The 17,230-nt window shown below is 33.4% G+C and carries 17 protein-coding genes and 3 pseudogenes; 16 read left to right on the forward strand and 4 right to left on the reverse strand.

Annotation, left to right across the window (positions count from 1 at the left end; genetic code table 11):
* The first annotated feature begins 7 nt into the window (after positions 1–7).
* From RCJ96_RS14150 to RCJ96_RS14175, 6 genes are read left to right on the forward strand one after another with little or no spacing between them, the layout of a single operon-like run.
* Complete coding sequence (locus RCJ96_RS14150) at positions 8–1,345, forward strand: acetyl-CoA carboxylase biotin carboxylase subunit (RefSeq protein ID WP_270795022.1); 1,338 nt, start codon at positions 8–10, stop codon at positions 1,343–1,345.
* Positions 1,346–1,371: 26 nt separating this feature from the next.
* The gene (locus RCJ96_RS14155) at positions 1,372–1,587 is read left to right on the forward strand and encodes an acetyl-CoA carboxylase biotin carboxyl carrier protein subunit (RefSeq protein ID WP_001985297.1); all 216 of its coding nucleotides are present in this window, start codon (positions 1,372–1,374) and stop codon (positions 1,585–1,587) included.
* 21 nt (positions 1,588–1,608) lie between these two features.
* A complete protein-coding gene (gene mvaB / locus RCJ96_RS14160; protein ID WP_000775434.1) occupies positions 1,609–2,520 on the forward strand; it encodes a hydroxymethylglutaryl-CoA lyase in 912 nt (303 codons plus the stop codon).
* 4 nt (positions 2,521–2,524) lie between these two features.
* A complete protein-coding gene (locus RCJ96_RS14165) occupies positions 2,525–3,313 on the forward strand; it encodes an enoyl-CoA hydratase (RefSeq protein WP_242303890.1) in 789 nt (262 codons plus the stop codon).
* Positions 3,314–3,315: 2 nt separating this feature from the next.
* Entirely contained in the window at positions 3,316–4,857 is a 1,542-nt protein-coding gene (locus RCJ96_RS14170; RefSeq protein WP_000566937.1) for an acyl-CoA carboxylase subunit beta, read from the forward strand.
* A 49-nt stretch (positions 4,858–4,906) separates the two neighbouring features.
* On the forward strand, positions 4,907–6,847 hold the full coding sequence (locus tag RCJ96_RS14175) for an AMP-binding protein (RefSeq protein WP_416503830.1): 1,941 nt from the start codon (positions 4,907–4,909) through the stop codon (positions 6,845–6,847).
* Positions 6,848–7,084: 237 nt separating this feature from the next.
* Here the strand turns inward: RCJ96_RS14175 and RCJ96_RS14180 are convergent, their stop codons facing one another.
* Entirely contained in the window at positions 7,085–7,321 is a 237-nt protein-coding gene (locus tag RCJ96_RS14180; protein WP_416503831.1) for a hypothetical protein, read from the reverse strand.
* Positions 7,322–8,207: 886 nt separating this feature from the next.
* Here RCJ96_RS14180 and exsK point away from each other — a divergent pair.
* From exsK to RCJ96_RS14205, 5 genes and pseudogenes are all read left to right on the forward strand, one after another.
* Positions 8,208–8,537, forward strand: a complete 330-nt coding sequence (exsK, locus tag RCJ96_RS14185; RefSeq protein ID WP_000535712.1) for an exosporium protein ExsK — start codon at positions 8,208–8,210, stop codon at positions 8,535–8,537.
* A 120-nt stretch (positions 8,538–8,657) separates the two neighbouring features.
* Positions 8,658–9,197: a GNAT family N-acetyltransferase gene (locus tag RCJ96_RS14190; RefSeq protein ID WP_416503832.1), complete on the forward strand. Its 540-nt coding sequence runs from the start codon at positions 8,658–8,660 to the stop codon at positions 9,195–9,197.
* 51 nt (positions 9,198–9,248) lie between these two features.
* Positions 9,249–9,809: a hypothetical protein gene (locus RCJ96_RS14195; protein ID WP_242303888.1), complete on the forward strand. Its 561-nt coding sequence runs from the start codon at positions 9,249–9,251 to the stop codon at positions 9,807–9,809.
* Between the two features lie 49 nt (positions 9,810–9,858).
* Positions 9,859–9,927 (forward strand): annotated as a pseudogene (locus RCJ96_RS14200) (alpha/beta hydrolase); the annotation flags it as partial.
* A 2-nt stretch (positions 9,928–9,929) separates the two neighbouring features.
* Positions 9,930–10,388: a DinB family protein gene (locus tag RCJ96_RS14205; RefSeq protein WP_242303887.1), complete on the forward strand. Its 459-nt coding sequence runs from the start codon at positions 9,930–9,932 to the stop codon at positions 10,386–10,388.
* 58 nt (positions 10,389–10,446) lie between these two features.
* Here RCJ96_RS14205 and RCJ96_RS14210 read toward each other — a convergent pair whose 3' ends face one another.
* From RCJ96_RS14210 to RCJ96_RS14220, 3 genes are all read right to left on the reverse strand, one after another.
* The gene (locus RCJ96_RS14210) at positions 10,447–11,463 is read right to left on the reverse strand and encodes a D-alanyl-D-alanine carboxypeptidase family protein (protein WP_416503833.1); all 1,017 of its coding nucleotides are present in this window, start codon (positions 11,461–11,463) and stop codon (positions 10,447–10,449) included.
* A gap of 181 nt (positions 11,464–11,644) precedes the next feature.
* Complete coding sequence (locus tag RCJ96_RS14215; protein ID WP_001243300.1) at positions 11,645–12,802, reverse strand: sensor histidine kinase; 1,158 nt, start codon at positions 12,800–12,802, stop codon at positions 11,645–11,647.
* Positions 12,792–13,487, reverse strand: a complete 696-nt coding sequence (locus RCJ96_RS14220; RefSeq protein WP_048554489.1) for a response regulator transcription factor — start codon at positions 13,485–13,487, stop codon at positions 12,792–12,794. Before RCJ96_RS14220 ends, RCJ96_RS14215 begins: the two co-directional genes overlap by 11 nt.
* Positions 13,488–13,679: 192 nt before the next feature.
* Between RCJ96_RS14220 and yqeK the strand changes: the two genes are divergently transcribed.
* From yqeK to RCJ96_RS14245, 5 genes and pseudogenes are all read left to right on the forward strand, one after another.
* On the forward strand, positions 13,680–14,288 hold the full coding sequence (yqeK, locus tag RCJ96_RS14225) for a bis(5'-nucleosyl)-tetraphosphatase (symmetrical) YqeK (RefSeq protein WP_074610354.1): 609 nt from the start codon (positions 13,680–13,682) through the stop codon (positions 14,286–14,288).
* Positions 14,289–14,300: 12 nt separating this feature from the next.
* Positions 14,301–14,862: pseudogene (locus RCJ96_RS14230) on the forward strand (DUF3885 domain-containing protein).
* The gene (locus tag RCJ96_RS14235) at positions 14,859–15,596 is read left to right on the forward strand and encodes a phosphorylase family protein (RefSeq protein ID WP_416503834.1); all 738 of its coding nucleotides are present in this window, start codon (positions 14,859–14,861) and stop codon (positions 15,594–15,596) included. The pseudogene RCJ96_RS14230 and the gene RCJ96_RS14235 overlap by 4 nt, the downstream one beginning before the upstream one ends.
* Positions 15,597–15,611: 15 nt before the next feature.
* Positions 15,612–16,247: pseudogene (locus tag RCJ96_RS14240) on the forward strand (SDR family oxidoreductase).
* Positions 16,248–16,340: 93 nt separating this feature from the next.
* Complete coding sequence (locus tag RCJ96_RS14245) at positions 16,341–17,189, forward strand: GNAT family N-acetyltransferase (protein ID WP_416503835.1); 849 nt, start codon at positions 16,341–16,343, stop codon at positions 17,187–17,189.
* The last annotated feature ends 41 nt before the right edge of the window (positions 17,190–17,230 follow it).

The following is a 17,230-nucleotide window of genomic DNA, read 5'->3' on the forward strand; positions in this document are numbered from 1 at the left end:
AATCACTATGTTTCAAAAAATATTAATTGCTAATCGCGGGGAAATTGCAGTTCGTATTATAAAAACTTGTCAAAAACTTGGCATTCGCACTGTTGCTATTTATTCTGAGGCAGATGAAAATGCCTTGCATGTAAAAATGGCAAATGAAGCTTACTTAGTAGGTGGGCCACGTGTCCAAGAAAGCTATTTAAACCTTGAAAAAATTATTGAAATAGCTAAGAAGACAAATGCTGAAGCAATCCACCCAGGGTATGGATTATTATCTGAGAATCCATCTTTTCCGGTTCGTTGTAAAGAAGAAGGAATCGTATTTATCGGTCCATCAGAAGAAATCATTACGAAGATGGGAAGTAAAATCGAATCACGTATTGCGATGCAAGCTGCAGATGTGCCAGTAGTTCCGGGTATTACTACAAATATTGAAACTGCTGAAGAAGCAATTGAAATTGCTAAACAAATTGGTTACCCATTAATGTTGAAGGCATCCGCAGGCGGCGGAGGCATTGGAATGCAGTTGATGGAAACTGAGCAAACGCTCACCAAAGCATTTGAAAGCAACAAAACAAGAGCACAAAACTTCTTCGGTAACGGAGAAATGTATTTAGAGCGCTATATTGCAGATGCACATCATATTGAAATTCAGCTTTTAGCAGATACACATGGTAACACAGTGTATTTATGGGAGCGTGAATGTTCAGTACAGCGCCGAAATCAGAAAGTAATTGAAGAAGCACCTTCACCATTTTTAGATGAAGGTACACGAAAAGCGATGGGTGAAGTTGCTGTACAAGCTGCTAAAGCTTTAGGATATACAAATGCTGGTACAGTTGAGTTTCTAGTAGATGATCAGAAGAACTTCTATTTCTTAGAGATGAATACGAGATTACAAGTAGAGCATCCAGTTACAGAAGAAATTACTGGTTTAGATCTTGTAGAACAACAACTTCTAATTGCATGTGGTGAAAAATTATCGTTTACACAAGATGATATAAAACGTAGTGGTCATGCCATTGAGGCACGTATTTATGCAGAAGATCCGAAAACTTTCTTCCCATCACCTGGGAAAATTACAGATTTAACGCTTCCAACAAACGTACGTATTGATCACTTTTTGGAGAATCAAGTAACGATTACACCTTTCTATGATCCAATGATTGCGAAAGTCATTGCTCATGGTGAAACACGTGAAGAAGCAATTTCAAAATTACATGATGCTTTAGAAGAATTAAAAGTAGAAGGTATTAAAACAAACACGCCAATGCTACTTCAAGTATTGGAAGATGATGTGTTCAAAAGTGGTATTTATACAACGGGTTTTGTAACGAAACAACTTGTTAAAAAATAAGATTTAACAATACTAAGGGGGAAAAAATGATGACGAAAGTATATGCATCGATGGCAGGAAATGTATGGAAGATTGTTGTAGGAGTAGGAGATACAGTAGAGGAAGAGCAAGATGTCGTCATTTTGGAATCTATGAAAATGGAAATTCCAATCGTTTCAGAAGAAGCTGGCACAGTTATGAAAATTAATGTGCAAGAAGGCGATTTTGTAAATGAAGGAGATGTATTACTAGAAATTGAATAGGGAGATATAGGGGGAAGCGAATTGAAACTACCTAATTTTGCTGTCATTAAAGAAGTCGGGCCACGTGATGGCTTACAAAATGAAAAAAAGATTGTTGGCACAAAAGATAAAGTAAAATGGATTCAACTACTTACAGAGGCTGGATTATCGTACGTTGAAGTTTCCTCATTCGTTCACCCTAAATGGGTCCCTGCATTAGCAGATGCAAATGATGTGTTTTCAGAGCTGAAAAGGGACCCAAATGTTACATATGCAGCGCTTGTTCCAAATCAAAATGGTTTGGAACGAGCTTTTTTGCAAAATGTAGATGAGGTGAATGTTTTTTTATCAGCAAGTGAATCTCATAATAAAAGTAATATTAATAAATCCATTAAAGAAGCATTAGTTGTAATTGAAGATATAACAAAACAGGCGTTATTTGAAGGTAAAAAGGTAAGAGGCTATGTTTCTACTGTATTTGGATGTCCTTATGAAGGGGATATAAGCGTCATAGCAGTTGACGAATTATGTGATCAACTATTTTCATACGGCATTTATGAAGTGTCTCTTGGTGACACAATCGGAGTAGCGAATCCGTTACAAGTAGAGCGAGTATTAGAGCATTTATTAAAGAAATATGATGCTTCGCAGTTTGCAATGCACTTCCATAATACGTACGGAATGGCTCTTGCGAATGTAGTAAAGTCTTTAGAATACGGTATTACAACATTTGATAGTTCTTGTGGTGGTCTTGGCGGCTGTCCATATGCACCCGGAGCATCGGGCAATGTTGCAACTGATGACTTAGTTCATATGCTCCATAAGTTAGGGGTCCAAACGAATATTGATGAAGAGAAGTTATTGAGAGCGAGTCAATTTATTCAAAGTAAGTTAAATATCCAATTACCGAGTCATGTGTATAGAGCGCTTCAACATAAAACGATAAGTAGGTGAGAAGATGCTACAATTACAAAATATTTCAGTTGATTATGTAACACCGCACGTTGTAAAGATTTCATTAAATCGTGAAAGACAAGCAAACTCATTATCTTTAGCGTTATTAGAAGAGTTACAAAACATATTAACTCAAATAAATGAAGAGGCAAATACTCGTGTAGTTATTCTAACAGGTGCTGGTGAAAAAGCGTTTTGTGCTGGTGCTGATTTAAAAGAACGTGCTGGCATGAATGATGAACAAGTTCGCCATGCTGTTAGTATGATTCGTACTACTATGGAAATGGTTGAACAATTACCACAGCCAGTTATTGCTGCTATAAATGGAATCGCACTTGGTGGTGGTACGGAATTAAGTTTAGCTTGTGATTTTAGAATTGCGGCTGAATCTGCAAGTCTTGGTCTTACTGAAACTACACTTGCAATTATACCAGGAGCAGGTGGTACGCAGCGTTTGCCAAGATTAATTGGTGTTGGTAGAGCAAAAGAATTAATTTATACAGGTAGACGTATTTCAGCACAAGAAGCGAAAGAATATGGTCTAGTAGAATTTGTTGTACCAGCTCATTTACTTGAAGAGAAAGCGATTGAAATAGCAGAGAAAATTGCTAGTAATGGTCCGATTGCTGTTCGATTAGCGAAAGAAGCAATTTCAAACGGTATTCAAGTTGATTTACATACCGGATTACAAATGGAAAAACAAGCGTATGAAGGTGTAATCCATACGAAAGATAGAATAGAAGGATTACAAGCATTCAAGGAAAAACGCACACCAATGTATAAGGGGGAGTAAATATGATAGATCAAAAAGAACAATCGAATACATTTGAAGAACGAGTTGAAACGATTAAACAAGGCGGCGCACCAAAATATCATGAACAAAACAAAGCGAAAGGTAAACTATTCGTTCGAGATCGCTTAGCTCTTTTATTTGATAATGGTGAATATGTAGAAGATGCATTATTTGCAAATTGTGAACAAACAGGATTACCTGCTGATGGTGTTATAACGGCAACGGGTAAAATACATGGTCGCACAGCATGCGTGATGGCAAATGATTCAACTGTAAAAGCAGGATCATGGGGCGCACGTACAGTTGAAAAGATTTTGCGTATTCAAGAAACGGCAGAGAAATTACGTGTTCCGTTATTTTATTTAGTTGACTCTGCTGGAGCGCGTATTACGGATCAAGTTGAAATGTTCCCAGGGCGCCGCGGCGCAGGAAGAATCTTCTATAATCAAGTGAAATTATCAGGTAAAGTTCCGCAAGTATGCTTATTATTTGGACCTTCTGCAGCTGGTGGCGCATATATTCCAGCCTTTTGTGACGTTGTTATGATGGTAGAAGGAAATGCTTCTATGTATTTAGGATCTCCTCGTATGGCTGAGATGGTTATCGGTGAGAAGGTAACTTTAGAAGAAATGGGCGGAGCTCGTATGCATTGCTCTGTATCAGGATGCGGAGATGTTTTATGTAAAACAGAAGAAGATGCAATTACACAAGCAAGACAATACATTTCATATTTTCCAAACAACTACTTAGAAAAGACTCCATTGGTTACACCTCAAGAACCGAAACAATTCGATAAAACGTTAGAAGAAATCATTCCAGAAAATCAAAATGCTCCTTTCAATATGAAAGATCTTATTAATAGAGTTATTGATGAAGGTTCTTTCTATGAAGTGAAAAAATTATTTGCTCAAGAACTCATTACAGGTTTAGCACGTATCGATGGTAAGCCAGTAGGTATTATTGCAAATCAACCGCGAATGAAAGGCGGCGTATTATTTCACGATTCAGCTGATAAAGCAGCGAAGTTTATTAATTTATGCGATGCATATCATATTCCATTATTATTCCTTGCAGATGTACCTGGATTTATGATTGGTACAAAAGTAGAACGTGCTGGTATTATTCGTCACGGTGCAAAAATGATTTCCGCAATGAGTGAAGCAACTGTACCGAAAATTTCTATCGTTGTTCGTAAAGCATATGGTGCTGGTTTATATGCGATGGCAGGTCCAGCCTTTGAGCCAGATTGCTGCCTAGCATTACCGACAGCTTCTATTGCGGTAATGGGTCCAGAAGCCGCGGTCAATGCTGTATATGCAAATAAGATTGCAGCTTTACCAGAAGAAGAGCGTGATAGCTTCATTGCTGAAAAACGCGAAGAGTATAAGAAGGATATTGATATTTACCATTTAGCATCAGAGATGGTCATTGATGGTATTGTTCATCCAAACAATTTAAGAGAAGAGTTAAAAGGACGATTCGAAATGTATATGAGTAAATATCAAGTATTTACGGATCGTAAACATCCGGTTTATCCAGTTTAAAAGCCCTATTTAGGGCTTTCTTGCTCAAAAAGTCAAGGAGGGGAAAACATTGAAACAAGCAGTTTGGTTTCCAACAGAAGAGTATAAAGAAAAAACGCGTTTATATGGTTGGATGAAATCATTAGGCTATGAAGATTATGAAACGTTTTATAAAAAGTCAATCGAAGAAACAGCTTGGTTTTGGGGAGAAGCTGAGAAAGCAGTTGGCTATCAATGGATGAAACCTTATACAGAAGTGCTAGATTTAGAAAATGGTACGCCGTTTGCACAGTGGTATAATGGCGGAACATGTAATGTTGTAGAATCGGTTTTATCACGCTGGCTTGCAGACGATGAAACAAGAACACAACCAGCACTTCAGTATGAAGGGGAAAATGGAACTTCAAAATCATTTACATATGAAGAGCTTGATAGCTGGGTAAGTCGTGTTGCAAACGGTTTGAAACATGCAGGTATTGAAAAAGGTGACCGTGTCACAATTTATATGCCGATGATTCCAGAAACAGTTGTTGCGATGCTAGCGGTTATGAAGATCGGAGCAATTATTTCACCAATATTCTCAGGATTTGCGTCTGATGCAGTCATGACACGTGTGCAAGCGGCAGGATCTAAAATGATTATTACTGCAGATGGTTTTTCACGCCGAGGTAAAGTTGTTTCATTAAAAGATGAAGTAGATAAAGCTTGTGAAAATTGCCCAACTGTTGAAAAAGTTGTTATTGTTCGCCATGCAGGAAATGATTTTACACCACATAATTATGATTTCTCATGGAGTACGTTAGAAAAAGAAAAGCCATTTGTACATGCTGAAGAAATGCATAGTGATGATCCATTAATGCTTATTTATACATCAGGTACTACTGGAAAACCGAAAGGGACAGTACACACTCATGCTGGTTTCCCTTTGAAAGCAGCATTTGATGCAGGGTTTGGGATGAATATAAAACAAGGCGACCGCGTATTATGGGTAACTGATATGGGATGGATGATGGGACCATTTTTACTATTTGGCTCTCTCATTAATGGAGCAACGATGGTTATGTATGAAGGTGTTCCGGACTTCCCAGAGGCAGATCGTTTATGGGAGACAGTTGATAAATATAAAATTACACATCTCGGTATATCACCAACATTAATTCGTGCGTTAATGGCAAAAGGTGATGAGTATGTAAATAAACATTCACTTAAGAGTTTAGAAGTATTCGCCTCAACAGGTGAGCCTTGGAATCCAGATCCTTGGATGTGGCTATTTGAAACGGTTGGAAAAAGTAATGTACCAATTTGTAACTATTCAGGCGGGACTGAAATTTCTGGTGGGATTTTCGGAAACGTCCTTATTAAACCAATTGCACCGATTAGCTTTAACGCTTCTTTACCAGGAATGGCAGCGGTTGTGCTCGATGATCAGGGCAATCCGATTCGTGATGAAGTTGGAGAATTATGTTTAGAGAAACCTTGGGTTGGTATGACGAAAAGTTTCTGGGAAGACGATGAGCGTTATGTGAACACATATTGGTCACGTTTTGAAAATAAATGGGTTCATGGTGACTGGGTGATTTATGATGGTGAACAATATATTATTACAGGGCGCTCAGATGATACGTTAAACATTGCTGGAAAACGTATTGGACCTGCTGAATATGAATCTATTCTTGTGAAGCATAATGATGTCATAGAAGCTGCCGCGATTGGTGTACCAGATGATGTAAAAGGTGAAGTTTGTCATTGTTTTGTAGTATTAAGAGATCATGTAACATTCACAGGAGAATTAAGGAAAGAATTAATGAGTTTAGTAAACTCTCATATTGGAAAAGCATTATGTCCAAAAGATATTCACGTTGTAGAAGATTTACCGAAAACACGTAATTCTAAAGTAATGCGACGCGTCATTAAAGCCGCTTATTTAGGAAAAGAATTAGGCGATTTATCGTCACTTGTGAATCCTGAGGTAGTTCCTTTTATTCAGGGGTTGCAGTCTAGCAAACTATAAAACTAGGAATGAGCTCTATTTAATTAGAGCTCATTTTTTGTATTAAATAATTATAGGAGAAAAATAGAAGTTGAAAACAAGAAGGGAGAAAGTATTGAGGGAGAATAATGAAGAAGTAAAAGATAGACGTTAAACTATGATGCTGTTTATATAAATCTAATTATATAAGTATTTTGTACCTCTTAAATTGAAAAATATAAAGAGCAGTCCGATTCTCTTAATAATTTCTAAATTTAATTAAGGTTGAGTGATGTTCGTTGTAATGCAACCAGCTAAAAACTTATCATTAAATGTAAGTGAACCCTCAACAGTGAATGGCATTGTAATTGTTAGATTCTTACTCACATAATCAAATCCAATTTCTTGTTCACACTCGCCGCAATTAACTGAAGAAGATATTAGTGTGCCAGATAAAATATTATAAACAATGGTTAAGCAAACTGGCTGAGTTAATCCTGGTAAAACACAAGGCATTGTATTTTAACCTCCTTTTCTATTAACAGGAAATGTAACAGGTTCGATCTTTGGAAAGTATTAATAGATTAGATTATAGTGTAGAAATAAAAAATATTGTACAACAAGATTTAAAATGAAAATAAAGTGTATGTTTTTTATTAATTTAGGAAGGGGAGAGGGAAAATAGAAGTTATACTTTTATTTTCCCCTGAAAAATTACTTAGATTAAGGTTGTGTTAAATTCGTTGTAACGCAACTTGCCTGAAATTTGTCATTGAATATAAGAGTACCTTCACCAGTAAATGGCACTCTAATAACTAGATTCTTACTAGTATAATCGAATTCCGTTTCTAGAGTACAACGTCCACAATCAACAGTAGAAGATATTAGTATACCCGATGAAACATTATAAACAAGCGTTAAACAAAGAGGCTGAGTTAAACCTGTAACAATACAAGACATCTGTTTACACCTCCAATGCTACTTATTAATAATAGTAAATGTAAATAGGACAACTTTTGAAACGGTACATGCGGAAAAATTACAACAAATAGATAGAATATTTTTTGTAATAGAAAGAAAGTTTTGAAGTAGATTTAAATAGTAATTTGATAGATCTTTCTAAAAAAATAGCTGTAACTCATATTTTCTATAGATACATACTGGCGTCTAATTATTGGTGGCCAGTTTTAAATTTTTAAATACAATTACTAAAGAGAATTTTTTTGGGGTTTTACATATATGAAGGGTTTAAATTAAAGGTAGAAACGGTAATGGATTAGTTTTTAATTAAAATAAAAAGATTTAGTACAAAAGTTTGTTTTTTCTTTTCTATGTTTTTGCCTCGTACACTTTGAAGCTAGTGGACATACTATATTAATAGAAATGACTAGGGGGTGAGATTTTGGGATCTCGTTATAGTAATTCTAGAAAAAAGTGTTCATGTAAACAGTGTTCAGGCAAACAGGATGATTGTTGGGATGTTTTTGAAGAGTGTAAAAAAGAACATGAAGAGCAAAATAAGGCATGTGACTGTTGCTGTGTACAAGGAATTAGAGATGAGCTGAGAAAGTTAGTAAACAGATCAGTGCGTATTACAACAGGGACTAATAATTATGCAGGAACTGTTTCTTCCGTCACTTGTGATGTTGTAAAGCTTGCTAATAGTGCTGGCGTAGTTACAGTAATTATTTCAGTTTGTAAAATTGAAGCGATTGAACCATTGTTAACATAGGAAACATAGCATAATTAGGTTATGTTTTTTGTAAAGCCATTCTTATGAATGGCTTTATCTTCATTTCGTATAAAAGGAGAATATATTCTATATATAGAAATAAGTTTGAGGATATATAGAATGGTGTATGAAAGGAGAATGGAGTTGATTAAATTAGAACCCTTAAAAAGATCCGATTTCAAACAATTAATAAATTGGATTGATTCCGAAGAATTTTTAATACAATGGTCAGGAAATGCATTTACATATCCTTTAAATGATCAGCAATTAGAACAATATATAGAAAGTAAAAATACACTTGCATTCAAAGTAATAGATGAAGAGAGTAAAGAAGTAATTGGTCATATTTCACTTGGACAAATAGACAATATAAATAAATCTGCAAGAATTGGAAAGGTACTAGTTGGTGATACGAAAATGCGAGGACGCTCTATAGGGAAACATATGATGAAAGCAGTACTTCATATTGCATTTGAAGAATTAAAACTACATAGAGTAACACTTGGTGTTTATGATTTTAATACGTCCGCCATTTCTTGTTATGAAAAAATAGGATTTGTAAAAGAAGGTTTATTAAGAGAGTCAAAAAAAGTAGGGGAAACGTATTGGAATTTATGGGAAATGAGTATTTTAGAATATGAATGGAGAGCTAAAATATAATTGTTTTCTATAATTATATTATGTTAATTAAAAGGGGATTGGGGGAAAATGATGAATAAAAAGACGAAAATCATTACAATTGCAGCTGTTTCAGGAGGAGGTAAAACTACTGTTACAGAAGGATTAACTCATAAGTTAATGAATTCAAAAGCACTATATTTTGATAGCTACAGCTTTGATAACTGTCCTGCAGATATTTGTAAATGGATTGATGATGGAGCAAATTATAATGAATGGGTACTCACACCATTAATTAAGGATATTCAGCATCTTATACGAGATAGTAATATAGATTATATTATTGTAGATTATCCTTTTGCATACTTAAATAGTGAAATGCGACAATTCATTGATGTAACTATATTTATCGATACGCCTTTAGATATTGCGATGGCTAGAAGAATTTTACGAGATTTTAAGGAAGAAACAATGAGTGAAATACATAATGATTTAAAGCATTATATAACATATGCTAGAAAAGGCTATTTGGAGGCGCTTCATACTGTAAAGCCAAATTCAGATATTGTTTTGGATGGATCTTTATCTGTAGATGAAATACTTAATCAAATTGAAGAGGAACTGAATCGAAGAGAAGTGATCGTCAATGGTTAAATGTATAGAGGGATATGTACAAGTTGATGATTTTAAAATGTATTCAAGTATTCAAAAAGATGAGCCGCAATATATAATAGATGCTGTAAAGTGGATAATCGAGGTAGGGGAGAGATAAATGTGTACACTTTATTTCGATACAATTGGCAAGTAAGAGATGATTGGTTTAAGTGGTGTGAGCAACTTTCAGAGGGAGAATTACTCCGCAAACGTGTTGGTGGTGTTGGAAGTATTTTAGAAACATTATTTCATATTGTTGATGTTGAGTATAGCTGGATTAATGCGCTTCAAGAAAAAGAAGATCGGGCACCGCAGTTTAAAGAGTATCAATCAATCCAGAAAGTGAAAGCGCTATCTAATTTATATAACAGAGAATTAGAAGAGTTTTTACAAGTATGGTCTGCTAACTTAGAAGGTAAAATATTAAAAGCTTCGTGGGCAGATAAAACATATACATATGGTGAGGTCTTAAGGCACGTAATTGTACATGAAATTCACCATATCGGTCAGCTATCTATATGGGCGAGGGAGTTAAATCTTCGGCCTGTTTCAGCGAATTTAATTGGGAGAGGACTATAGATTTATAAAACGGCTTGCACTGTAAATGCAAGCCGTTTTATATATATAAGAAGATTTCCTAGTTGAAATCCTCGGATTTTTTCTGACGTATATGTAAGAACATTAAAATTGTTATAATGAAGAAAATTAACAATGTTTGTATAATCAAATTTTTAAACTGAAGCAAAACTGCCCAAGATGTAACAGCATCTTTAAACGCTTGGAGTGTAGAGTATGAAGAAGGATCAAAGCCGTACTGAAGTAACTTTTTTGTTTCAATAAAAGTACTGTTTTCATTTTCGGCGTCTAATATTACTGAAATAAGTCGAGTATCTCCTCGTTTTGCTGTACTGACAAAACTATAATTACCATTAGTTGAAAAACTAGTTTGTAAGCCATCAACACCTTGGTGTTTAATGTTTTTATTAAGGGAATAAATCATTTTATTGGTGTTGAAAACTTTCGTATCTTTGAAGGTGAACTGGTAAGAGGTTAGTTTTGTAACGTTCAGTACATCTGGAAAGTCTGTTACTAATTGTGTTGCTAGTTTAGCAACTTCAATTGCTGTTGTAGTTGAAAGTTTATTTGTATCGTTATTCATTCCAGTAGCGTTTAGAAACGGAGATGATTGTGATAACTTTAGGTGTTTTGCTTTTTCATTCATTAACTGTGTGAATTTATCTTCGTTTCCAGCGATGTGTTCTGCAAGAGCAAGTGCGGAACGATTATTTCCTGTCAATAACAGTGTATGAAGTAAATCACGAACCGTCGTTTTATCTTTCGAAGTTACTTGTATAGGGCTCGTTTCTGCTCGGAAAACTTCGTTACTTATTTTTACTACTTCATCTAACTGTATAGTTCCTTCATTTAGTTGTTCCAGTGTGATATATTCAGTCATTAATTTAGATAAAGTAGCTGATTGTATAGGAGTTTCTTCATTTTTTTTATAAACAACTTCACCAGTATGAGCATCTATTAAAATAGCTGATTTAGCTTGAATAATTGGGCCATTTACATAAAGGTAAAAATATAAAACGATAAGTGCGGTAATAACAAAAGATAATAATAAAATTGTAATTTTTTTTAAGAATTGCATAAGCGATCCTCCTATTATGACATCGATAATAATATTGTAAAAAGGAATACTTAATTAGGAAGAAAGAAAAGGTAAAGAATTTCTAAAGAATTATAAAGGATTATTAAAATTTGGATGTTGCTGGAAAATAAAAGGTCCAATTTCTTATATCATAAGAAATTGGACCTAAAATTAAGCTGTATTAACATTTATATGGTTGTAGCTTTACAGTGAATGTTGTTTTTTTGTCATCACTATACACTTCAATTGTTCCTTTATGCAACTCTACAATACTTTTTGCAATTGCTAATCCGAGTCCAGATCCACCAGTGTTTGTAGAGCGTGATTTCTCAACGCGATAAAAACGTTCAAAAATATGAGGTAAATCGGTACTTGGAATAGGTTGGCCATAATTGGTTATATCGATTGCAATCATATTATTATTTTCATAAGCAGTAATATCAATATAATCACCATCGTTACCGTAAGCGATAGCATTAATAATTAGATTTTCAAATACGCGTACTAATTTGTCTCCATCAGCTAATACCATTAACTTCTTTGATGGGAAAAAGGGGCGACAATCAATATTAGCCTCTTGAAGCTGTATTCGAAATTGAACGGTTAATTGTCCGAGAAGTTCTACAATATCAATAGGGACAGAATATAAACTTAATTCTTTATTTTGAACACGTGTATATTCAAACAGATCATTCATTAATGCATTAAGACGAGTTACTTTATCGTAAATGACTTGTATATAATGCCGTAATTCTACTTCATCTCTATAATTATCATGGTGGATTAAATTCACGTATCCAACTATAGAGGTAAGTGGAGTACGTAAATCATGCGATACATTTGTAATAAGTTCGCTTTTTGCTTGTTCTGCCTGTCTTTCTTCATCAATCGAGACTTTCAATTGTTCAACAATTTGATTAACCCCGCTTGCTAACTCTTCTAGATAATTATGGTTTACGATAGAAACTTTATGATTGAAGTTTCCATTTGCAATATAGCGAATCTCTTCTATCATTTTTTTAATACAAGTTTCATAGTAAAGCTTTCTTTCATGACGATAAAAAATGTATAGGTAGGATGAGAAAATAGAAAATAAAAATAAATAAGAGACAATCATCATCCATAGAGATTCTTTTATTCCTTTATATTTTTCATAACCAAAAATTCTAATGAATTCTTTGCCAAGTTCGCTTAACGTAAGCGAACTCTCAATTACACTCGTAACGAGGCGATATATAATTAATTCAGTAATAGGAGTGAGTGTGATAGCTAATAAGAGCCAAAAAATAAGTTTCCATTTCGGGATATCTTTTAATATATCAAATGCTTCATTTCTCAATTTTGTAGCCTACTCCCCAAACAGTATGAATAAATTTTTCTCCATTCATTCCTGTTTCAAGCTTATCTCGTAAATTACTAATGTGGACCATTACAGTTTTATTTGAACCATAACCATCTTCATTCCAAACACGTTCAAATATTTCTTCAGAACTAAATACTCTTCCTGTATTACTCGCAAGTAAATATAAAATATCAAATTCAATAGATGTAAGCTTAATATATTCGCCATTTACTTTCACAGTATGATTATGTTTGTGTATTTCAGCAGAACGAATGCGAATCATACCATCTTCATTCTTTTGGGAAGTGGCATTTTGGAAAGATGATCGTCGTAGCAAAGCTTTCACTCTAGCTACTAATTCTAATGGATTGAATGGTTTAATCATATAATCGTCTGCACCAGTCATAAGACCTAATATTTTATCCATATCTTCTGCTTTTGCACTCAGCATAAGAATAGGTACAGTATTATTTTCACGAACTTCTTGGCAAACTTCTAATCCATTTCGTTTTGGCATCATAATATCCAAAATCATAAGGTCAATTTCATATGTAGAAATCATTTGTAATGCTTCATCGCCATCATATGCTTTATAAATGTTATAGCCTTCATTTCGCAAATAAACAGCAAGTAATTCAACAATTTCTTTATCATCATCAATAATTAATATATTTTTATTCATTATGTAGTTCCTTTCCTTACAAATCATTAACATTACTATAATATCAAACATTTATGTACTTGTAGCGATGATTCTGTATAAAATTTCATGTAACGTATTAAAAAAGGGATTACAACATTTATAACGAATACAAAACACAAGGATATTAAGATTATATATTATATTGAAAGTTAGTTTTAAGGAGGATTTACTATGTTATATAAGGAGATATATTCATTTTCTCCAACTGGAAAAATAGAAAATGATATTAAAGATTTTTTATTAAAATATAATCAGAAGCCTACATATAAACATTCAATTCGTGTAGCAAATGAGGCGAGGAAAATTGCAAAAATGTTTTATGAAGATGAAGAAAAAGCAGCGATTGCGGGATATTTACATGATATTAGTGCAATTTTTCCAAATGAAGTACGGATTGTAGTTGCTGAAGAATTTGGAATAGAGATATTAGAAGAAGAACGAAAATTCCCAATGATTATTCATCAAAAACTTTCGAGAGTAATCGCAAAAGAGATATTTAAAGTGCATGATGAAGAGACTTTAAATGCAATTTGTTGCCATACCACACTGCGTAAACATGCAACGAAGATGGATTTAGTGTTATTTGTTGCTGATAAAATAGAATGGGATCAAAATGGGACACCACCATACTTAGTAGAAGTAAAAAAGGGGTTAGAAAAATCTTTAGAACATGCAGCTTTTGCATATATTTCATATTTGTGGGATAGAAAAGACACGTTGAAAGTTTTACACCCTTGGCTAGAAGATGCATATTGGCAGTTAAAAGAAATTGTAGAGTAGAAAGAATATAAAATACAGTTAAAAGAATATATGAATGAAATATTTACTGGGGTTACATTAGTACCATACATATAATAAACACTTATTTGAAGATATAAATTCAAAAGAAGATAAAGTGTTTTTAATAGCAAATGTTTATTGACTTAAAAAGGGAAATGTAAAAAATCCACAGAAAATAAATATATAGTCGATTTATTCAAAAAGAGATTTAAAGTATCATACAAGACAAGAAACAATACTTTTTTATTTGAAGATGAAGAAACTGACTTGTATTGTACATATCAATTTTCATTAAAATATTTCGCTGGTGATATAAAGTATAAACGACTTATTCAAGCAGCGAATCATGAAGATTTACCAGGTCTTTATCCTTGTTTAGGACGCAAAAAAAGAAATTTCTTATCCAGATGTATTTCTCATAAATGTAACAAAAGATATTATCATGTTTATGTATGATGATAGAGGAAGTGAAGTAATTTCGAAGAATAAAGAAACAATACGAAATTTATATGAGAAATATAAAGAGTGGATTCCAGATTATAAAAGAGAAAGCATAGATAAATTATTTAAATGACAGTGAGGGAAGTGAAGTTTGTAATGAAACGTATTGCAATCGTAGCCGCTTGGGAACCTGAACTTACGTATTTGCATCAATCTTATCCAAGTGAACGCATTGAAAAAAGAGCCGCTTGGGAATTTCATTTTCATACTATAAATGATCTGGAAATTATTTCAGTTATAACTGGTGTTGGGAAGGTAAGCTGTGCTAGTTGTGTACAATTATTAATTAGTGAGTTTCAGCCGGATGAGTTGTTTATGACAGGGATATGCGGGAGTTTATCAAATAAGGTGAAAAATGGTCATATTGTAGTGGCACTGAACGCAATACAACACGATGTCACTGCTGCTGGTTCGGGCGAAGATGTTTTTAACTTATATAATGGTAGAACAGTACCTATTGAAACAACAAAATCACTTGTAAGAAGAATAAAAAAAATACGATCTTATGACCCGATTCATTTCGGTACATTTTTATCTGGAGATCAACGTATTCGTAGTTCAGAAATGAGATATTTACTGCATACTGTATATGGAGCATTAGCGGTTGATCAAGAAGTGGCAGCTTTTGCTTATGTGTGCCAAATCAATAACAAACCTTTTCTATGTTTAAAAGCTGCTTCAGATCAAGCGAATGATAAAACGAAAGAGGAACAAAAAATCTTTAAAATGTTAGCATGTGAACGAGCGTGTGAGCATTTAATTGCTTTTTTACGTGTATATGAGATTAATGTAGTAAATCATAGATAGTAAGAGGGGTTAATATTGGAAAGTACAAATAAAATAGCTATTTTGGGTGCGAACGGAAAAGCCGGAAAAATTCTTGTAAATGAAGCATTAGAAAAGGGATATCAAGTAAAAATATTAACGAGAAACTCTACAAATACAGAGAAAATAAATGGAAATATAGAGACTATTATTGGGGATGCACGTAACTTTTCAACGATACAAGACTTACTTCAAGGTTGTAGTGCTGTAATTAATGCAGTAGGTCAACCGAAAAATGAATCTTACATTTTTAGTACAGTAACGAAGCATATTTTAGAAGCGATGAAGGAGTCTAAAATAAAAAGATATATTCTAATTTCCGGAGGTTCTTTAAATGTTACGGGAGATCAGAAGGGAATTGTAAATAAAATAGGAGCTACTTTGTTTAAATTGTTTTTACCAAAAATGATGCAAGATAAATATAAAGAATTACAAATTATCCAAAATAGTGAGGTAGATTGGACAATTGTTAGATTACCATTTGTTATAGAGGGAAATGGTATTGGAAGTATAAAAGAGAGTTTAGTTGATATGCCAGGAATTAAAATATAAAATGGCGATATTGCACCGTTTGTTATAAAACAAATTAATAGTGATAGATATGTAGGGAAGTGTCCGTTCATTTCAAATTAAGCAGTAGAATTCAAAATTAAAGTATGATGTGACTAGTAGATCTTATGTATTTGAACGTTAAGTTTAACACGAGTAAGTGGGGGATAATTTTATATGATTCAATATAAAAGATGCAGTGAAGTAAATATAGATTTAGTGTATGAAGCTTTTAAGGATGGGTTTTCAGATTATATTATTAAGATGGAAGTTTCAAAAGAGAATTTTATAAAAAGGTTTTTTGGAGCTGAAGGGAATTCGTTAGAACACTCGTTTCTTTCTTTAGACGGTGACAAACCAGTTGGTGTAATACTTGGTGGTATTAAGATTTATGAAAGTATAAAAACAATGCGTTGTGGAACATTAGCTATTCACCCTAGGTATCGCGGTATTGGTGTGAGTCAAAAGTTATTTGAACTGCATAAAGATGAAGCGATTCAAAACGGGTGTAAGCAACTTTTTCTTGAAGTCATTGTAGGTAATGACCGAGCGATTCGTTTTTATAATAAATTAGGCTATGAAAAAGTGTACGATCTATCTTATTATAATTTAAAAGATATGACTAAAATAATACATAAAGAATGTAAAGGAATTGAAGTAAAACAATTAGAATTTGCAGCTTTTAAAGTTGAAATTCAGAAATGGTTACACTTCCATATAAACTGGCAAAATGATATGGATTATATCGAAAAAACAAATCATACATTTTACGGTGCATATGTCAATAATGATTTAAAAGGTGCTATATGTATGAATGAACAAGGTAAAATTAGTTTTCTTTTCGTAGACAAAGATTATAGAAATCGTAGTATTGGATCAAAATTATTACAAGTAGCAAGAGATGAGTTGAATTTAGAAAGTTTATCAATTGGATTTCCAAATAACAATTTACTAGAAGGATTTTTAAAGAAAACCGGATTTGAAAAGAATCCTTTAGCACAATATGAAATGTATGTATTGATATAATAAGCGGGAGAATTTATTCTTTCGCTTTTTATTTTTGTACT

The sequence above is a fragment of the Bacillus sp. BSL6 genome, assembly GCF_052928345.1.